General features: G+C 71.0%; 13 protein-coding genes. 6 read left to right on the forward strand and 7 right to left on the reverse strand.

The window, feature by feature from the left end:
- The first annotated feature begins 215 nt into the window (after window positions 1-215).
- A complete protein-coding gene (locus OG782_RS26300; protein WP_406454964.1) occupies window positions 216-1,241 on the forward strand; it encodes an ATP-dependent 6-phosphofructokinase in 1,026 nt (341 codons plus the stop codon).
- 81 nt (window positions 1,242-1,322) lie between these two features.
- Here the strand turns inward: OG782_RS26300 and OG782_RS26305 are convergent, their stop codons facing one another.
- From OG782_RS26305 to OG782_RS26315, 3 genes are all read right to left on the reverse strand, one after another.
- Window positions 1,323-1,946, reverse strand: coding sequence for a helix-turn-helix domain-containing protein (locus OG782_RS26305; RefSeq protein WP_406459288.1), 624 nt, complete (start codon window positions 1,944-1,946; stop codon window positions 1,323-1,325).
- A 183-nt stretch (window positions 1,947-2,129) separates the two neighbouring features.
- Entirely contained in the window at window positions 2,130-2,804 is a 675-nt protein-coding gene (locus tag OG782_RS26310) for a response regulator (protein WP_406454966.1), read from the reverse strand.
- Window positions 2,801-4,465 (reverse strand): ATP-binding protein, encoded by a 1,665-nt coding sequence (locus tag OG782_RS26315; protein WP_406454968.1) that lies wholly within the window; start codon window positions 4,463-4,465, stop codon window positions 2,801-2,803. The genes OG782_RS26310 and OG782_RS26315 overlap by 4 nt, the downstream gene beginning before the upstream one ends.
- A gap of 188 nt (window positions 4,466-4,653) precedes the next feature.
- On the opposite strand from OG782_RS26315, the gene OG782_RS26320 reads away from it, so the two are divergent.
- The 3 genes from OG782_RS26320 (at window position 4,654) to trxA (ending at window position 6,874) form a co-directional block, all read left to right on the forward strand.
- Window positions 4,654-6,024 carry a cation:dicarboxylate symporter family transporter gene (locus tag OG782_RS26320; RefSeq protein ID WP_406454970.1) on the forward strand — a complete coding sequence of 457 codons (1,371 nt, stop codon included), beginning with the start codon at window positions 4,654-4,656 and terminating at the stop codon, window positions 6,022-6,024.
- Between the two features lie 97 nt (window positions 6,025-6,121).
- Window positions 6,122-6,526 (forward strand): MerR family transcriptional regulator, encoded by a 405-nt coding sequence (locus tag OG782_RS26325; protein ID WP_406454972.1) that lies wholly within the window; start codon window positions 6,122-6,124, stop codon window positions 6,524-6,526.
- Window positions 6,527-6,529: 3 nt separating this feature from the next.
- Window positions 6,530-6,874, forward strand: coding sequence for a thioredoxin (gene trxA, locus OG782_RS26330; protein ID WP_406454974.1), 345 nt, complete (start codon window positions 6,530-6,532; stop codon window positions 6,872-6,874).
- A 48-nt stretch (window positions 6,875-6,922) separates the two neighbouring features.
- Here trxA and glgB read toward each other — a convergent pair whose 3' ends face one another.
- The 4 genes from glgB to OG782_RS26350 form a co-directional block, all read right to left on the reverse strand.
- Window positions 6,923-9,373, reverse strand: a complete 2,451-nt coding sequence (glgB, locus tag OG782_RS26335) for a 1,4-alpha-glucan branching enzyme (protein ID WP_406454976.1) — start codon at window positions 9,371-9,373, stop codon at window positions 6,923-6,925.
- Between the two features lie 80 nt (window positions 9,374-9,453).
- Window positions 9,454-10,845 (reverse strand): maltokinase N-terminal cap-like domain-containing protein, encoded by a 1,392-nt coding sequence (locus OG782_RS26340; protein WP_406454977.1) that lies wholly within the window; start codon window positions 10,843-10,845, stop codon window positions 9,454-9,456.
- A gap of 240 nt (window positions 10,846-11,085) precedes the next feature.
- Window positions 11,086-12,792, reverse strand: a complete 1,707-nt coding sequence (gene treS / locus OG782_RS26345; protein WP_406454979.1) for a maltose alpha-D-glucosyltransferase — start codon at window positions 12,790-12,792, stop codon at window positions 11,086-11,088.
- Complete coding sequence (locus OG782_RS26350) at window positions 12,789-14,819, reverse strand: alpha-1,4-glucan--maltose-1-phosphate maltosyltransferase (protein WP_406454981.1); 2,031 nt, start codon at window positions 14,817-14,819, stop codon at window positions 12,789-12,791. The genes treS and OG782_RS26350 overlap by 4 nt, the downstream gene beginning before the upstream one ends.
- A 765-nt stretch (window positions 14,820-15,584) precedes the next feature.
- Between OG782_RS26350 and glgP the strand changes: the two genes are divergently transcribed.
- Both glgP and OG782_RS26360 read left to right on the forward strand, forming a co-directional pair.
- On the forward strand, window positions 15,585-18,188 hold the full coding sequence (gene glgP, locus OG782_RS26355) for an alpha-glucan family phosphorylase (RefSeq protein ID WP_406454983.1): 2,604 nt from the start codon (window positions 15,585-15,587) through the stop codon (window positions 18,186-18,188).
- Between the two features lie 237 nt (window positions 18,189-18,425).
- A complete protein-coding gene (locus tag OG782_RS26360) occupies window positions 18,426-19,649 on the forward strand; it encodes an alginate lyase family protein (protein ID WP_406454985.1) in 1,224 nt (407 codons plus the stop codon).
- Window positions 19,650-19,716 lie beyond the last annotated feature (67 nt).

Here is a 19,716-nt window from a genome sequence, read left to right on the forward strand (position 1 = left end):
TATCGCCTGTTTGACGATACCTGCGGGGGCCGAGAGGCCGCCCGCCGGACGAAAGCCCCTGGCCATAGCCCGCCGGCAGCCCTTGGAGCAGCCGAAAGCGCGAGGTACGGACCTGACGTGGGACACTCGTCGTGACTCACGGTACGGGGGATGACGCCGTTGCCCCGGCCCGCACAGCACAGGACGGGCCCCCAGCGAGCAGGAGATACAGCACGATGCGCATCGGAGTTCTCACCGCAGGCGGCGACTGCCCAGGCCTGAACGCAGTGATCCGCTCGGTCGTGCACCGTGCCGTGGTGGGTCACGGCGATGAGGTCATCGGATTCGAGGACGGTTTCAAGGGCCTCCTCGACGGCCACTTCCGCCCCCTCGACCTCAACGCGGTCAGCGGCATCCTGGCCCGCGGCGGCACCATCCTCGGCTCCGCTCGACTGGAACGCGACCGGCTGCGCGAAGCGGCCGAGAACTGCGCCGAGCTGAGCCGCCGTTACGGCATGGACGCGCTGATCCCGATCGGCGGCGAGGGCACCCTCACGGCCGCCCGGATGCTGTCGGACGCCGGAATGCCCGTCGTCGGCGTCCCCAAGACCATCGACAACGACATCTCGGCCACCGACCGCACCTTCGGCTTCGACACCGCGGTGGGCGTCGCCACCGAGGCCATAGACCGGCTGAAGACCACCGCCGAGTCCCACCAGCGCGTCATGGTCGTCGAGGTCATGGGACGCCACGCGGGCTGGATCGCGCTGGAGTCCGGCATGGCCGGCGGCGCGCACGGCATCTGTCTGCCCGAGCGGAAGTTCCAGGTCGAGGACCTGGTCAAGATGGTCGAGGAGCGCTTCGCGCGCGGCAAGAAGTTCGCGGTCATCTGCGTCGCCGAGGGCGCGCACCCGGCCGAGGGCTCCATGCCGTACGCCAAGGGCGCGATCGACCAGTTCGGCCACGAGCGCTTCCAGGGCATCGGCAACCGCCTCGCCGTCGAGCTGGAGACCCGGCTCGGCAAGGAGGCCCGGCCGGTCATCCTGGGCCATGTGCAGCGCGGAGGCACGCCGACCGCGTACGACCGGGTGCTCGCCACCCGCTTCGGCTGGCACGCGGTGGAGGCTGCGCACCGGGGCGACTTCGGCCGGATGACGGCGCTGCGCGGCAACGAAATCCAGATGGTGCCGCTCGCCGACGCGGTCACGCAGCTCAAGACGGTTCCCCTGGACCGGATGCACGAGGCCGAATCGGTCTTCTGACCGGGCAGTGCCGCACCCCGGGGCGCGTGTGACCGTCGTCCGGCCGGACGACGGTCACACGCGCAGCCGTCCCCGGCCCGCCTACCCGTCGGTCGTCAGCCAGAACCGATCCACGATCCGGTCCAGGAACGCGCGGCCCCCGGCCCCGGTCCCGCCGGGCCGGTCCGCGCCCGTGCTGCTCCAGCTCAGCGTGGACACCATCAGCGTCTGGTAGTCGGAGTACAGCTGCTCCAGTACGCCCTGGAGCAGCTGCCGGTCCAGGGGCACCAGCTTCGCGACCGGCCGCACATACGCCTGCCAGCGCGTCGAGACGGCGCTGCGCAGCAGCTCGGCCAGCTCCTCCTCGCGCCCGGTCGCCGTCACGAACTCGGCGGGCGTCAGCCCCAGTGCCTCGCTGAGCGCCGCGGACTGGCGCTCATTGCCCCGCCACCGGCCCGACTCCTCCATCCGCAGATACGCGGTGGTGGCCATCCCCACCCGTGCCGCCAGCTCGTCCACCGCCAGCTCCCGGGAGACCCGGTGCTCGCGCAGAGTCCGCGCGGCGGTCAGCAGTTCACCCGGCGCGCACCAGAGCACCCCCGCCAGTGCGATGAGTTCGTACTCGGAGGGCAGTTCCAGCCCGCGCTCCCAAGCGGCCACCGTCTCGGCGTTGATCCGGAGCCCGTACTGCGCGCCGAGACCGTAGGCGACATGGCCGGGAGCCATCCCGAGGGCCTCGCGCAGTCTGCGCGCAGCGGGGGCGTTGAAAGGCGGGGTGGGGTGCACGGCCCCACGGTAAGAGGCCCGGGGCGGCCTGACTACGGTGCGTTCACCCGATACCACGGCTCGTAGGAACGTCCTAGGGGCTTTCGTTCGGGCCATGCCGGGCGGCCGTGGCCCGGCGCCCGGTCAGCGTCCCTCGGGGACCCACCGGTAGTGCAGCTCCGGGCGCCCGATCTGCCCGTACTGCGGACTGCGCACCGCCCGCCCCACGGTCACCAGGTGCTCCAGGTAGCGGCGCGCGGTGATGCGGGAGATCCCGAGCTCCAGGCCGGCCGCCGCCGCCGTCACGCCGTCCGGGGCCGCCCGCAGCGCATGGGTCACCGCCTCCAGCGTCGGTCCGCTCAGGCCCTTGGGCAGCCGGGCGGGCTGCGGGGTGCGCAAGGTGGCGAGCGCGCGGTCCACCTCGTCCTGGCCGCTCGCCTCGCCCGCCGTCGCGCGGAACTCGGCGTAGCGCACGAGCCGGTCGCGCAGCGTGGGATACGTGAACGGCTTCAGGACGTACTGGACGACGCCCAGCGAGACCCCCTCGCGGACCACGGCCAGATCGCGGGCCGAGGTCACGGCGATCACGTCGGCCGCGTGGCCGGCCGCACGCAGGGAGCGGAGCAGCTGGAGGCCGTGCCCGTCGGGCAGATACAGATCCAGGAGCAGCAGATCGACCGGTGTCCGCTCCAGCGCCCGCACCGCTGCGGCGCGCGAATGTGCGACCGCGGCCACCGTGAATCCCGGGACCCGTTCCACGTACAGCTGATGCGCGTCGGCGGCGACGGGGTCGTCCTCGACGATCAGAACCCGGATCACAAGATCCCCTCCTGCTGTTCCTTCTGGGCGCCGCTGCCCCGCGGCAGCGGCAGACGCACCGTGAACTCCGCGCCGCCGTCCGGTCCTTGCTCCAGGGACACCGTCCCGCCGTTGCGGTGCACGGCCTGGCGGACGAGTGCGAGACCGAGGCCGCGGCCGGCGCCGTGCGTCGACCAGCCGCTGCGGAACACCTGCGCGGCATCGGCCGGTTCGACCCCCGCCCCGTTGTCCGCGACCCGCAGCAGGAGTTCACCGTCCCCGGCGAGCGCGGTGACGGTGACCCGGGCGCGCGCCGGCCGGCCCGTGCGCTGTGCGGGGACACCGACGCCGGTCACCGCCTCCGAAGCCGCGTCCACCGCGTTGTCGATCAGATTGCCGAGGACGGTCACCAGATCGCGCTGCGGCAGCGTCCCGGGCAGCGCCCCGTCGTCGATCAGACTGTCGTCCGCCAGCACCAGCTCCACCCCCCGCTCGTTCGCCTGCGCCGCCTTGCCCAGCAGCAGCGCGGCCAGCACCGGTTCGCCCACCGCGCCGACGACGCGGTCCGTCAGGGCCTGGGCCAGCTCCAGCTCCGCCGTGGCGAAACCGACCGCCTCCCGCTCCCGGCCCAGCTCGATCAGCGAGACCACCGCGTGCAGCCGGTTCGCCGCCTCGTGCGCCTGTGAGCGCAGCGCCTGGGTGAACCCGCGCTCCGAGTCCAACTCGCCGGACAGCGCCTGGAGTTCCGTGTGATCGCGCAGCGTCACGACGGTGCCGCGCCGCTCCCCGCCCACCACCGGACGGGTGTTGACCACGATCACCCGGTCCGCCGTCAGATGCACCTCGTCGATCCGTTCCTCGGAGGCGAGCAGCGCCCCGGTCAGCGGCGCGGGCAGTTCGAGTTCCGCGACCCGGCGACCGACCGTACCGGGCGCCAGGCCGAGCAGTTCCCGGCCCGCATCGTTGATCAGGGCGATCCTGCGCCGGCCGTCGAGCATCAGCAGCCCCTCGCGCACCGCGTGCAGGGTGGCCTCGTGGTAGTCGTGCATCCGGCTCAGCTCCGCGGCGTTCATCCCGTGGGTGTGCCGCCGCAGCCGGGCGTTGATCACGTACGTGCCGATGCCGCCGAGCGCGAGCGCCGCACCCGCCGCGAGCCCCAGCGCGCCGAGCTGCGCCCGTACCTGCGAGGAGACCCGCTCGACCGTGATGCCCGCACTGACGAGGCCGACGATCCTGCCGCCGTCCCGGATCGGCGTGACGACCCGGATCGAGGGGCCGAGCGTGCCGGTGTACGTCTCCGAGAACGTCTCGCCCCGCAGCGCCCGCGCGGTGTGCCCGAGGAAGGTCTCACCGATCCGGTCCCTGTCCGGGTGCGTCCAGCGCACCCGGTGCGGATCCATGATGGTGACGAAGGTGATCCCGGTGTCCCTGCGGACCTGTTCCGCGTACGGCTGGAGGGCGGCCGACGGGTCCGGGGTGCGGATCGCCTCCCGTACGGACGGCGAGCCGGCCACGGCCAGGGCCGCTGCCCGGACCTGCCGGGCCGCCGTCTCCTCGGCCTGTCCGCGGCCGGATACGTACGCGAAGAAGGCGCACCCCGCCACGACGGCCGCCACCAGCACCACCTGCATGGCGAAGAGCTGACCGGCCAGGCTGCGCGGGCGGGTACGGGGGAAGCGCATGGCCACAGTCTGCCCGGGGCCCGTCCGGCAGGCCGGGGGCGGGGTCTCGGCCCCGGTCCGACGGACAGGCCCTGGCCGGAAACGTATGAACGAAATGCACGTAAGGGTGACCGGCGTCACAGGGGGCGGAATAGTCGCCGGAGCCCCCAGGGACGGGGGAGGGACAAGGACGAGCCGAGGAGACCCTCGTGGCAGTGGCCGCCGCCAAGCGGGACCGTACGAAATACCTGTATCTCGCCGTGATCGTGGCGGTGGGGCTCGGCATCCTGGTGGGCCTCGTCGCTCCGGATGCCGCCGTCGAGCTCAAGCCGGTCGGAACCGGCTTCGTCAATCTCATCAAGATGATGATCTCGCCGATCATCTTCTGCACGATCGTGCTGGGCGTCGGCTCGGTGCGCAAGGCCGCCAAGGTCGGCGCGGTCGGCGGGCTCGCCCTCGGCTACTTCCTGGTGATGTCGACCGTCGCCCTGGCCATCGGCCTGGTCGTCGGCAACATCCTGGAGCCCGGCTCCAGCCTCCACCTCACCGAGGCCGCCCGCGCCGCCGGTGAGAAGCAGGCGGCCGGGGCCGGCGAGTCCACCGCGGACTTCCTCCTCGGCATCATCCCCACCACCATCGTGTCGGCCTTCACCGGGGGCGAGGTCCTCCAGACCCTGCTGATCGCCCTGCTCGCGGGCTTCGCCCTCCAGGCCATGGGCCCGGCGGGCGAGCCGGTCCTGCGCGGCATCGGCCACATCCAGCGCCTGGTCTTCCGGATCCTCGCCATGATCATGTGGGCGGCCCCGGTCGGCGCGTTCGGCGCCATGGCCGCGGTGGTCGGCGAGACCGGGGTGGACGCGCTCAAGTCCCTCGCGGTCATCATGGCCGGCTTCTACGTCACCTGCGGGCTCTTCGTGTTCGTGGTCCTGGGCACGATCCTGCGCCTGGTGGCCGGTGTCAGCATCTTCGCCCTGCTGAAGTACCTGGGCCGGGAGTTCCTGCTGATCCTGTCCACCTCCTCGTCCGAATCGGCCCTGCCGCGGCTGATCGCGAAGATGGAGCACCTGGGCGTCAGCAAGCCCGTCGTCGGGATCACCGTGCCGACCGGCTACTCGTTCAACCTGGACGGCACCGCGATCTACCTCACGATGTCCTCGCTCTTCATCGCCAACGCGATGGGCGACCCGCTCAGCGCCGGCCAGCAGATCTCCCTCCTCGCCTTCATGGTCATCGCCTCCAAGGGAGCGGCCGGGGTCACCGGCGCCGGGCTCGCCACCCTCGCGGGCGGCCTCCAGTCGCACCGCCCCGAGCTGGTCGACGGCGTCGGCCTGATCGTCGGCATCGACCGCTTCATGAGCGAGGCCCGCGCCCTGACGAACTTCGCCGGCAACGCCGTCGCCACGGTCCTGGTCGGCACCTGGACCAAGGAGATCGACAAGGAACGCGTCGACCGGGTCCTCGCCGGCGAGCACCCCTGGCAGGAGTCGATGCTCAACGCGGACGACCCGCACGGCGGCGGAGGCCAGGACGTCCCCGAGCCGCGCGACGGCGAGCGGAAGGTCTCGGTCGCGAAGGCGTAGCGCCCCCATGCACGCCGGGCCGGTACGGAGTCTCCGTACCGGCCCGGCGTGTGTCCGCCCTTGCCTTGACGTCCGCGTCAAGGTTTACGGTCGTTGCATGCGAATCGGGGAGCTGGCCGAACGGGCCGGAACGACGACGCGGACTCTGCGCTACTACGAGTCGCGCGGGCTGCTGCCCACGCGGCGGGCGGAGAACGGGTACCGCACCTACGACGAGGACGATCTGCGGCTGATCCAGCAGATCAGGACCCTCCAGGACTTCGGGTTCGACCTGGAGGAGACCCGGCCCTTCGTCGAGTGTCTGCGGGCCGGACATCCGGCCGGTGACGCCTGCCCCGCCTCGCTCGCCGTCTACCGGCGCAAGCTCGGCGAGCTCGACTCGCTCATCGAGCAGCTGCAGACGGTACGTACCGAGGTGGGCGCCCAGCTGGCCCGCGCCGAACTGGAGGCGTCGGCCGAGCTGCCGGGCGGCCCCGAACCACGATGTGAACTGGGAGGATGACAGATGATCCACGTAGAGGGCGTCGCCGAGGTCACCGACGAGACCTTCGACGGTGAGGTACTGGGCGCACCGTTGCCCGTCCTCGTCGAATTCACCGCCGACTGGTGCGGCCCGTGCCGCCAGCTCGCCCCCGTCCTGGGCGCGATCGCGGCCGAGGAGGGCGAACGGCTCAAGATCGTCCAGATCGACGTCGACCACAACCCGGGCATCACCGCGCGCTACGGGGTGCTGTCGATGCCGACCCTGATGGTCTTCCGGGGCGGCGAACCGGTGAAGTCGATGGTCGGCGCCCGCCCCAAGCGGCGGCTGCTCCAGGAGCTGGAGGACGTGCTGCCGGCGGCGGTCTGAAGCCCGGCCCCGCGGGTGCGGGCGCACCCGCGGGGCTCCGGACGGCACTCACGCAGGCTTGAACCACACCGTCGCCAGCGGCGGGAGCGTCAGCGTGATGCTGGTGTCCCTGCCGTGCGCCGCCACCGCCTCCGGCTTCAGTGGCTCCTCGTTGCGTACGTCGCCGCCGCCGTACCGCAGCTCGTCCGTGTTCAGGACCTCCACCCAGGCCTCCGGCCCGTCCGGCACCCCGATGCGGTAGTCGTGCCGCACCACCGGGGAGAAGTGGGAGACGGCGATCAGCGGCGAACCGTCCGCGTCGTAGCGCACGAAGGCGAAGACGTTGTCCTCCGCCGCGCCCCCGTCGATCCAGCCGAAGCCCTCCGGAACGGTGTCGCGCTGCCAGAGCGCGGGCGTCGCCCCGTACACCGTGTTCAGTTCGCTCACCAGTGTGCGTACGCCCCGGTGGTCGCTCTCCGCCGCGTACGACGGATCGAGCAGCCACCAGTCCGGGCCGTGACCCTCCGACCACTCCGCGCCCTGCGCGAACTCCTGCCCCATGAACAGCAGTTGCTTGCCGGGGTGGGCCCACATGAAGCCGAGGTAGGCGCGGTGGTTGGCGCGCTGCTGCCACCAGTCGCCCGGCATCTTGCTGACCAGCGACCGCTTGCCGTGCACGACCTCGTCGTGCGAGATCGGCAGCACGTAGTTCTCGCTGTACGCGTACACCATCGAGAACGTCATCTCGTTGTGGTGGTACTTGCGGTGCACCGGCTCCTTCGACACGTACTCCAGCGAGTCGTGCATCCAGCCCATGTTCCACTTCAGTCCGAAGCCGAGACCGCCGAAGCCGCCGGGGCCGGCGTGGTGGGTGGCCCGGGTGACGCCGTCCCAGGCGGTGGACTCCTCGGCGATGGTGACGACGCCGGGGTTGCGCCGGTAGACCGTGGCGTTCATCTCCTGGAGGAAGGCGACGGCGTCCAGGTTCTCCCGGCCGCCGTGCTCGTTCGGCGCCCACTCCCCGTCCTCGCGCGAGTAGTCGAGGTAGAGCATCGAGGCGACCGCGTCCACCCGCAGCCCGTCGATGTGGAACTCCTCGCACCAGTAAGTGGCGTTGGCCACCAGGAAGTTGCGCACCTCGGTGCGGCCGTAGTCGAACTCCAGCGTGCCCCAGTCCGGGTGCGCGGCCCGCTGCGGATCCGCGTGCTCGTACAGCGGCCGGCCGTCGAACTCGGCGAGCGCCCACTCGTCGCGCGGGAAGTGCGCGGGCACCCAGTCGACGATGACCCCGATCCCGGCCCGGTGCAGGGCGTCCACCAGGAAGCGGAAGTCGTCCGGCGACCCCATCCGGGACGTCGGCGCGTAGAAGCCGGTGACCTGATAGCCCCAGGAGCCGCCGAAGGGATGCTCGGAGACCGGCATCAGCTCCACATGCGTGAACCCCAGATCCCGTACGTACGCGGGGAGTTGCTCGGCGAGCTGCCGGTAGGTGAGGCCCGGGCGCCAGGAGGGGAGGTGCACCTCGTAGACCGAGAGCGGCGCCTCGTGCACCGGGACGTCCCCGCGGTGGGCCATCCACTCCTGGTCCTGCCAGACGTGGTGCGCGGCCGTCACGACCGAGGCGTTGGACGGCGGCACCTCGGCATGGCGGGCCATCGGGTCGGCGCGCAGCGTGTGCGTGCCGTCCGGGCGGCAGATGTCGAACTTGTACAGCGCCCCCTCCCCGATCGCGGGGAGGAACAGCTCCCACACCCCGGTGGAGCCGAGCGAACGCATCGGGAAGCCCGCGCCGTCCCAGTAGTTGAAGTCCCCGGAGACCCGGACCCCGCGGGCGTTGGGCGCCCAGAGCGTGAACCGGGTGCCGGTGACGCCCTGGTGCTCCATCGGCCGGGCACCCAGCGCGGTCCACAGCTCCTCGTGCCGCCCCTCGCCGATCAGGTGCAGATCGAGATCGCCGAGCGCCGGCAGGAAGCGGTACGGATCGTGGATCTCGATCTCGTTGTCCTCGTAGGCGACCAGGAGCCGGTACTCGGGGACGGCCGGCATCGGCAGCAGCCCGGAGAAGAACCCGTCGCCGTCGTCGTGCAGCTGGGCCCGCAGCCCCTTGGCGAGCACGGTGACGGACCGGGCGTACGGACGCAGGACCCGGAAGACCACCCCGCCGCGGATCTGGTGGGCGCCGAGCAGGTCGTGCGGGGCGTGGTGCTCACCCGCCAGGAGGCGGGCCCGGTCCCCGTCGTCCAGCGCGCGGGCCGGCCGGACCCCCTGGCCGGCCCCGGCGCGGCGGGGGCGCGGTGGCGCGGCGGCCCGCTTCGTCCGCTTGGCCGGTGCGGTGGCCGTCGCCGGTGCGGTGACCGGGGCGGCGGGCGGAGTGTCCGACTCCGCCGGCGCGATGGTCCCGGTCGCCGGACCGGCGGCGGTGACGGCGTCCACATGATCGGCGGGGGCCGCGGAGAGAGCGGCTTCGATGGCGGGCGGGGCGGGATCGGGCGCGTTGCGGGACGGCTTGCGGGCGGTCACAGGGACAGCCTCCTCGGGAGGTGTTGGCGGGGCGGGGCGGGCGGACGGGAGATGCCGCGGTACGGGAGGGAGCCCCGGCATCAGTCGGCGACGGTGGCCAGGCGGTGGATGGCGGCCATCGGGACCGGGAGCCAGTCGGGCCGGTGCCGCGCCTCGTACAGCACCTCGTACACCGCCTTGTCGGTCTCGTGGGCGCGCAGCAGCTCGGGTTCGCTGCGGGGGTCGGTGCCCGCGGTCTCGGCGTAGCCGTCGCAGTAGGCGCCCCGGCAGCGCGCCGCCCATTCGGCGTTCCAGGGCCGGTGGGAGCGGGCCGCGTAGTCGAAGGAGCGGAGCATGCCGGCGATGTCGCGCACCGGTGGCTGCGGGCTGCGGCGCTCCGGGAGCGGGCGGGCGGGCTCGCCCTCGAAGTCGATCAGTGACCAGAAACCGTCGGTCCCGCGCAGGGTCTGGCCGAGATGGAGGTCGCCGTGCACGCGCTGGGCGGCCCAGCTGTGTCCCCGGTGGCCCAGCGCGGTCACGGCGTCGAAGGCGGTGCGCAGTCCGGGGACGTACGGCACCAGCTCCGGCACCGCGTGGGCGGCCGCCTCCAGCCGCTGGACCATGGCGGCGGCCAGCTGGTCGGTCTGGGCGCGGCGCAGCGCCGGCGTGGGCAGGGCCGTGGCGAGCGAGGTGTGCACCTCGGCGGTGGCCCGCCCCAGCGCACGGGCCTCGCGGCAGAAGTCGTGGCCCGTCGCGAGTGCGCGCAGGGCGAGCTGCCAGCCGTCCTGCGCGTCGTGCAGGTACGGCTGGAGCACGCCGAGTGTGAGGCGTTCCGGTACGGCGGCCTCGAACCAGGCGACGGGGGCGGGCACCCTGCCGCAGCCCTCGCGGGCGAGCGCTAGCGGCAGCTCCAGATCGGGGTTGGTGCCCGGGAACACCCGGCGGAAGATCTTCAGGATGTAGGCGTTGCCGTAGACGAGCGAGGAGTTGGACTGCTCGGTGTCCAGCACCCGGGGGGCGAGGCCGTCGGGGACCGGGGCCGGGCCCCGGTCGAAGCGGAGCGCGCCGAGGCGGCCGGGGGTGCGCAGCCGCTCCAGCAGCAGCGACGCGAGGCGCGGGTCGTGCAGTCCGTCGTAGACCGTGCGGCCGGCCAGCGGGCCGTCCGTCACATGTCCGATGAGGGCGGGTGCCAGCCGGGACGGCGGCGTGGACCGTACACCGAGGAGCAACTGGTAGCAGTCGACGGGCGGCTGGGCGGGCATGGTGGGCTGATGGACCCGGACGAGCAGATGAAGGAGTCCCGGGCCGGCGTCGCCGGTGCGTTCCACCGGCAGTATCTCGGTCGCCGACACGAGCGAGAAGGCGGTGATGGGCCGCCCCTTGCCGGCGAACCACCGCTGCCGGGGCAGCCATTCATGGAGCAGCGGTCCGAGAGACGGGAGCAGGGCTGTGCTGTTCGCCAGGGTGACCTGAGCGGATGCAGCCTCCGACATGGCATCGCGTCCTTTCCCCGGGCACACCACAGGATGCGAAGAGTGTCCCGGATTGCGGCATTGGCTGTCCGGCTGTGCGGGACGTGTCGGGTCAGGATGATCCGTACGGACTCGACTCGGTGTGATCGAAACGCCAGGAAGATCCAAGAAGGCTGTGTTAGCGCTCGATATGAGGGGAAGAGTGCCCCGTGCGGAGCGGCGGAAACCGCCCCGCACCGGAGCCTGTGAACCGGCGGACGGTCAGCTCGGCGGCGCGTCCTTGCGCAGCCGGAACCAGTAGAAGCCGTGTCCCGCGAGAGTCAGCAGGTAGGGCCACTGACCGATGGCGGGGAAGCGCACCCCGCCGATCAGCTCCACCGGATGACGCCCGCTGAAGGACCTCAGATCGAGCTCCGTCGGCTGCGCGAACCGCGAGAAGTTGTGCACGCACAGCACGAGATCGTCCCCGTGCTCACGGGTGAAGGCGAGCACGGCCGGGTTGGACGAGGGCAGTTCGCTGTACGAGCCGAGGCCGAACGCCGGGTTCTGCTTGCGGATCTCGATCATCCGCCGAGTCCAGTGCAGCAGCGACGAGGGCGAGGCCATCGACGCCTCGACGTTGGTGACCTGGTAGCCGTAGACCGGATCCATGATCGTGGGGAGGTAGAGCCGCCCCGGATCGCTGGAGGAGAAGCCGGCGTTGCGGTCGGGCGTCCACTGCATGGGGGTGCGCACGGCGTCCCGGTCGCCGAGCCAGATGTTGTCGCCCATCCCGATCTCGTCCCCGTAGTAGAGGATCGGGGAGCCCGGCAGGGACAGCAGCAGCGCGGTGAACAGCTCGATCTGGTTGCGGTCGTTGTCCAGCAGGGGCGCCAGCCGGCGGCGGATGCCGATGTTGGCCCGCATCCGCGGGTCCTTGGCGTACTCCGCGTACATGTAGTCGCGCTCTTCGTCCGTGACCATCTCGAGCGTCAGCTCGTCGTGGTTGCGCAGGAAGATGCCCCACTGGCAGCCGGACGGGATCGCCGGTGTCTTGGCCAGGATTTCCGAGACCGGGTAGCGGCTCTCGCGCCGTACGGCCATGAAGATCCGCGGCATCACGGGGAAGTGGAACGCCATATGGCACTCGTCGCCGCCGCCCCGGTACTCGCCGAAGTAGTCGACGACGTCCTCTGGCCACTGGTTGGCCTCGGCGAGCAGCACGGTGTCCGGGTAGTTGGCGTCGATCTCCTTGCGGACCCGCTTGAGGAAGTCGTGGGTCTCCGGGAGGTTCTCGCAGTTGGTGCCCTCGCGCTGGTAGAGGTAGGGCACGGCGTCGACGCGGAAGCCGTCGATGCCCAGGTCCAGCCAGAAGCGCAGGGCGGAGATGATCTCCTCCTGCACCGCCGGGTTCTCGTAGTTGAGATCGGGCTGGTGCGAGAAGAACCGGTGCCAGTAGTACTGCTTGCGCACCGGGTCGAAGGTCCAGTTGGACGTCTCGGTGTCGACGAAGATGATCCGGGCGTCCTGGAACTGCTTGTCGTCGTCGGCCCAGACGTAGTAGTCGCCGTACGGACCGTCGGGGTCGGTACGGGACTGCTGGAACCAGTCGTGCTGGTCGCTGGTGTGATTCATGACGAAGTCGATGATCACGCGCATGCCGCGCTGGTGCGCGGCGTCGACGAACTCGACGAAGTCGGCGAGGTCGCCGAACTCCGGCAGCACGGCGGTGTAGTCGGATACGTCGTAACCGCCGTCGCGCAGCGGCGACTTGAAGAACGGCGGCAGCCAGAGGCAGTCGACGCCCAGCCACTGGAGATAGTCCAGTTTGGCGGTGATCCCCTTCAGATCTCCGATGCCGTCGCCGTTGGAGTCCTGGAAGGACCGGACGAGGACCTCGTAGAAGACGGCACGTTTGAACCAGTCGGGATCGCGGTCCTTGACCGGGGTGTCCTCGAACGTGTCGTGGACGGGCTCATTGACGATCATGGTGTGGGTGACCCTCCGGTCGGCGGGGACGGTCGCAGGACGGCGATGTGCGCGGGCGTGACGCCCGGCTCCAGACGCACATAGAAGGTCCTGCCCCAGTGATAGGAAGTGCCGGTCAGCTCGTCGCGTACCGGCACGCTCTCGTGCCGGTCGAGGCCGAGTTGCGGCATGTCCAACGAGACGGTCGCCTCCTGGGTGTGGTGCGGGTCGAGGTTGACGACCATCAGAACGATGTTCGAACCGGAGCGCTTGCTGTACACGATCAGGGCGTCGTTGTCGGACGAGTGGAAGTGCACGTCACGCAGCTGCTGAAGCGCCGGGTGGCGGCGCCGGATCCGGTTGAGCGAGGTGATGAGCGGGGCCAGCGACCGGCCCTCGCGCTCGGCGGCTTCCCAGTCCCTGGGCCGGATCTCGTACTTCTCCGAATCGAGGTACTCCTCACTGCCGCTGCGGACCGGGGTGTTCTCGCACAGCTCGAACCCCGCGTACATCCCCCAGGTGGGGGAGAGGGTCGCCGCGAGCACCGCCCGTGCCTCGAAGGCGGGCCGGCCGCCTTCCTGGAGGTATCCGGGAAGGATGTCGGGGGTGTTCACGAAGAAATTGGGCCTCATGTACGAGGCCGATTCACCGGACAGCTCGGTCACGTAATCCGTGATTTCCTGCCGGGTGTTGCGCCAGGTGAAGTACGTGTACGACTGCTGGAAACCGACGGTGGCGAGGGCGCGCATCATCGCGGGACGGGTGAATGCCTCGGCGAGGAAGATCACATCGGGGTCGGTGCGGTTGATGTCGGAGATCACCTTTTCCCAGAAGATCACCGGCTTGGTGTGCGGATTGTCGACCCGGAAGATCCGCACACCGTGATCCATCCAGAACCGCAGGATGCGTACCGTCTCCGTGACGATCCCGCGCAGATCCTTGTCGAAGGCGATCGGATAGATGTCCTGGTATTTCTTGGGCGGATTCTCCGCGTAGGCGATGGTGCCGTCCGCACGGTGATGGAACCACTCGGGGTGTTTCTCCACCCAGGGATGGTCGGGGGAGCACTGGAGGGCGAAATCCAGCGCGATCTCCATGCGCAGATTGCGCGCCGCGGCGACGAAATGATCGAAGTCCTCGAGGGTGCCGAGATCCGGGTGGACGGCGTCGTGACCGCCCTCGGCGGAACCGATCGCCCAGGGCACGCCCACATCGTGCGCGGCGGGGGAGAGGGAGTTGTTGGGCCCCTTGCGGTGGGTCGTCCCGATGGGGTGGACGGGCGGCAGATACACCACGTCGAACCCCATCGCGGCGACCGCGGGCAGCCGTTCGGCCGCCGTGCGGAAGGTGCCGCCGATGATCCGGGGCGGCTTGGAGGTCTTCGCCGCGCGGCCCTTGCGCGGGGCCTTCGCCGGTTCGGTCCTGGCGCCCTCGGAACGGGGGAACAGCTCGTACCAGGAGCCGAACAGCGCACGCCGGCGCTCGACGACGAGCGGGTGCGGGCGCGAGGCGGTGACCAGTTCACGCAGGGGGTGACGGCCCAGCGCGTCGTCCGCCTCGGGGGTGAGCGCCGCGGCCAGCCGGGCCGCGGCCGGGCGGGACCCGTCACGCAGTGCGTCGACCGCGGCGAGTACCGCCTCGCGGCCGTCGCTCTTGGGTACGCCCTCGGCGGCCCGCTCGTACAGCTCGGCGCCCTCCTCGAGGACGAGCGCGGTGTCGATCCCCGCGGGGATCTTGATCTGTGCCGTACGGCGCCACGTGGCCACCGGGTCGCTCCAGGCCTCGACGGTGTACGTCCAGCGGCCCTCGGCGTCCGGCGTCACATCGGCGCCCCAGCGGTCGGTGCCCTCGGCGAGCTCGCGCATCGGCGTCCAGGGTCCCGGCCGCCCGCTCGGGTCCCGCAGGACGGCATTGGCCGCGACGGCGTCATGGCCCTCCCGGAAGACGGTTGCGGTGATTTCGAAGGTTTCACCGGCAACGGCCTTGGCGGGCCTTCTGCCGCAGTCGACGAGCGGGCGGACGTCGAGGACGGGAATGCGACCGATCATGGAATCACCTGGGGACTGGAGCTCGGACTCAACAGGGCGCGAAACGGGCGCGGAGGGCTGAACGCGCGCGCCGCGTGGGTGGGGTTGCGTCCTTTCTAGCTGCTCCGTGGATGACTGATGGGGTGTGGGCATGGCCGCTCCTGTCCGCGTTCACTCGAATGGCACTCGAATGGATGGGGCGGGGGTGTGGTGCACGGGTGTGGACCGAATCCGTAAGAGGTCCGTACGGATTGCATACGAACCGTGAGCGGATCACCGATGGACCGGGGGCGAGGGGAACGGGGGCCGGAGATGGATTGCCTCCGGCCGTCATCGGAATGCGTGCGTTCCGGGTACCCGGGAAGCCTTCCCCTGGATCTCGGTGGGCCAATCCGGTGGTTTGTTAACTACTCGGGCGTATCTGTGACGGTCTGAATGCGCCGGGCTCCGCCGCGCGCACGCGGGATTGCGGAGAGCCGGTGCACGCGGGGTTCGACGGGCGCCACAGGGCAGCTTTCCCTGTGGGGCGAAGGCCCACAAGGCCGTACGAGGTGAGGGAATCGGCCATAACGCCTGTGACGGATGTGTCTGGATCTGCGTCGGGTGCGGGGCGGGGCCGGTGGGGCCGGCCCCGGACGGCGGCCGCCCGTCCGGGGTCGCACATCCCCGGCCGCCCGTGCGCCGTGGCAGGCGGGTGCCGCGCACGGCTACCGTCGAGGGTGACGGCGCGGCGCACACCGTGGTGCGTCCCCTCGGATTCGTAGGTCCCCTGTAAAGGTGGAATACGTGAAGGCCATTCGTCGATTCACCGTGCGTCCCGTCCTCCCCGATTCCCTTCAACCGCTCAGCGGCCTCGCGCGCAATCTGCGCTGGTCCTGGCACACCGAGACCCGTGAGCTCTTCCGGTCCGTCGACCCGGCGGCCGGTGCGGCGGCGGAATGCGATCCCGTACGCCTGCTCGGTACCGTGTCCGCCGGACGCCTGGCCGAGCTGGCCCGGGACGAACAGTTCCTGCACCGTCTGACCGAGGTCTCCGCCGACCTCCGGGAGTACCTGGAGGGGCCCAGGTGGTACCAGGAACAGTGCGCGCAGGGCGCCGGGCTTCCCGCCGCCGTCGCCTACTTCTCACCCGAGTTCGGCGTGACCGCGGCTCTGCCGCAGTACTCCGGCGGGCTCGGCATCCTCGCCGGGGACCATCTCAAGGCCGCCAGCGACCTGGGCGTTCCCCTCGTCGGCGTCGGCCTCCTCTACCGCCACGGCTACTTCCGCCAGAGCCTGTCCAGGGACGGCTGGCAGCAGGAGCACTATCCCGTCCTCGACCCGAACGAACTGCCGCTCACGCTGATGCGGGAGGCCGACGGAACCCCGAGCCAGGTGGTCCTCGCCCTCCCCGGCGGCCGCTCCCTGCACGCCCAGATCTGGCAGGCCCACGTCGGCCGGGTGCCCCTCCTCATGCTCGACTCCGACGTCGAGGACAACGCGCCCGGTGAACGCGAGGTCACCGACCGGCTGTACGGCGGCGGCAGCGAACACCGGCTGCTCCAGGAGATACTGCTGGGCATCGGCGGGGTGCGTGCCGTACGGACCTACTGCCGGCTCACCGGCCATCCGGATCCCGAGGTCTTCCACACCAACGAGGGGCACGCCGGCTTCCTCGGCCTCGAACGCATCCGGGAGCTGTCCGGAACCGGCCTCGACTTCGACTCCGCGGTGGAGTCCGTCCGGGCCGGCACCGTCTTCACGACCCACACCCCGGTCCCGGCCGGCATCGACCGGTTCGACCGCGACCTGGTCGCCCGCCACTTCGGCGACGACGGCGAACTGCCGGGCGTCGCGGCCGAACGCATCCTGCACCTGGGCACCGAGACGTACACCGGCGGTGACCCGGGCGTCTTCAACATGGCGGTGATGGGCCTGCGGCTCGCCCAGCGCGCCAACGGGGTCTCGACCCTGCACGGCGCGGTCAGCCGGCAGATGTTCGCCGGACTCTGGCCGGGCTTCGACGCCCCGGAGGTGCCGATCACCTCCGTGACCAACGGGGTCCACGCCCCCACCTGGGTCGCCCCCGAGGTCTACCGGCTGCGCACCGAGTCCGGGGGCACCCCCGGCCGGTGGGACGCCGCCGCGCAGATCCCCGACCGGCAGCTCTGGGACCTGCGCCGCACCCTGCGCGAACAACTGGTGGCCGAGGTGCGGCAACGGCTGCACGCCTCGTGGCGCACCCGGGGCGCGCAGGCTGCCGAACTCGGCTGGATCGACGGGGTGCTGGACCCCGGCGTCCTGACGATCGGCTTCGCCCGCCGGGTTCCCTCCTACAAGCGCCTCACCCTGATGCTGCGCGACCGCGACCGGCTGCGGGGGCTGCTCCTGCACCCGGAGCGGCCGATCCAGATCGTCGTGGCGGGCAAGGCGCACCCGGCCGACGACAGCGGAAAACGCCTGGTCCAGGAACTGGTCCGGTTCGCCGACGATCCCCGGGTGCGCCATCGCATCGTCTTCCTGCCCGACTACGGGATGGCGATGGCCCAGAAGCTCTACCCGGGCTGCGATGTCTGGCTGAACAACCCGCTGCGCCCGCTGGAGGCGTGCGGTACGAGCGGGATGAAGGCGGCGCTCAACGGCTGCCTCAACCTGTCGGTCCTGGACGGCTGGTGGGACGAGTGGTTCGAGCCGGACTTCGGCTGGGCCATCCCGACGGCCGACGGCTCCGCGCTGGACGAGGACCGGCGCGACGACCTGGAGGCGAACGCCCTCTACGAGCTGATCGAGGACCGGGTCGCGCCCCGCTTCTACGACCGCGGGGGAGAGGGGCTCCCCGGACGCTGGATCGAGATGGTCCGCCGCACGCTGGGCACGCTCGGCCCCAAGGTGCTGGCCGACCGGATGGTCCGTGAGTACGTGGAGCGGCTGTACGCCCCGGCCGCCCTGGCCAGGCGTTCCCTGGACGCCGGCACGGCCCGGGAGCTCGCCGACTGGAAGGCCAGGGTCCGGGCCGCCTGGCCCCGGGTGGCCGTCGACCATGTGGAGGCGGTGGCGCCCACCGCGGCCGGCGGTTCGGCCGAACTGGGCTCCACGCTGGCGCTGCGGGTCCGGATCACCCTCGGGGTGCTGGATCCGGACGACGTGGAGGTGCAGGCGGTGGCCGGCCGGGTGGACTCCGCCGACGCGATCACCGACGCCCAGGTCTTCCCGCTGAAACCGGCGGGCGGCCAGGACCTGGAGGGCCGCTGGCTGTACGAGGGCCCGCTCGCCCTCGACCGCACCGGTCCGTACGGCTACACCGTGCGGGTGCTGCCGGCCCACCGGCTGCTGGCCACCGGCGCCGAACTCGGCCTGGTCGCACAGCCGACGGGGGCGACGGGCGAGGGTGCGGGCGTGCTGATGCGCTGACCTTCCGCGTCGCCGGGGGCCCGGCATCCCCGGAATCCGTCCCGGGGTGCCGGGCCCTTCGGCCGCCCGGGTGCGGGGCCTTCGCTTTCTGAACACAAGACCTTGACGTGTCCATGGAATGCCTTTAGGTTCCTCACTCATTGCAGCGTTCACAGCTAGGCTCAATGTTCAGGGATGTGAACTCCTTCTGCTTCGGGCCGAGTTGTGGACCACCTCCGCACCGGAAGGCACCCCCACATGCGCACCGGAACCATCGGGCGCGGCCTCGGCCTCGCCACCGCCCTCGCGGCACTGATCACCGCCGTCTCCATGGCCCCGGCCTCGGCCGGCAGGGCCGCCCCGGACCCGGCTTCCGCGGCGGTGCGGGCCGCCGCACCCGCGGCCTTCACCCACCCCGGCGTGCTCGTCAGCCGCCCCCAGCTCGACTTCGTACGAGCGAAGGTGCAGGCCGGCGCGCAGCCCTGGAAGGGCGCGTACGACCAGATGATGGCGAGCAAGTACGCCTCGCTCACCCGTACGGCCACGCCGCGCGCCGTCGTCGAATGCGGCTCGTACTCGAACCCCAACTACGGCTGCACCGACGAGCGCGAGGACGCGATAGCCGCCTACACGCTCTCCCTGGCCTGGTACATCACCCAGGACAGCCGCTACGCCACCAAGGCGATCGAGATCATGGACGCCTGGTCGGCCGTGATCCAGGACCACACCAACAGCAACGCGCCCCTCCAGACCGGCTGGGCCGGCTCGTCCTGGCCGCGGGCCGCCGAGATCATCAAGTACACGTACAGCGGCTGGACCGGCGCGGGCCGCTTCGCCACCATGCTGCGCAACGTCTACCTGCCGAAGGTCATCAACGGCTCGAACAGCAACGGCAACTGGGAACTGAGCATGACCGAGGCGGCGATCGGCATCTCGGTCTTCCTGGAGGACCGGACCTCGTACGACAAGGCCGTCACCAAGTTCCGCGGACGTGTGCCCGCGTACATCTATGTGACCGCGGACGGTTCGCTGCCGAAGACCGCGCCGGGCAGTGGCCTGGACACCCGCGACAAGATCATCAACTACTGGCAGGGCCAGTCGACGTATCTGGACGGTCTCTCGCAGGAGACCTGCCGCGACCTGACCCACACCGGATACGGCCTCTCCGCCATCTCGCACATCGCCGAGACCGGCCGGATCCAGGGACAGGACCTCTACCCGGAGATCGCCGACCGGCTGCGGCACGCCCTCGGTCTGCACGCCAAGTACCAGCTGGGGGCGGCCGTTCCGGCGTCGCTGTGCGGGGGGAGTCTCAAGGACGGCCTCGGCCCGGTCACCGAGGTCGGCTTCAACGCGCTGCACAACCGGATGGGCATCGCGATGACCAACACCCAGACCCTCACGGAGCAGCAGCGGCCGGCCGGGTCCAACAACCTCTTCGTCGCCTGGGAGACCCTGACCCACGCGGACAATCCGAACTGAGCGCACACAGCCGCCCGGGAGGAAAGATCTCCTCCCGGGCGGGGCGGTGCGTCAGTGACGGGTCATG

The organism is Streptomyces sp. NBC_00876, assembly GCF_045207435.1.
GTDB lineage: Bacteria > Actinomycetota > Actinomycetes > Streptomycetales > Streptomycetaceae > Streptomyces.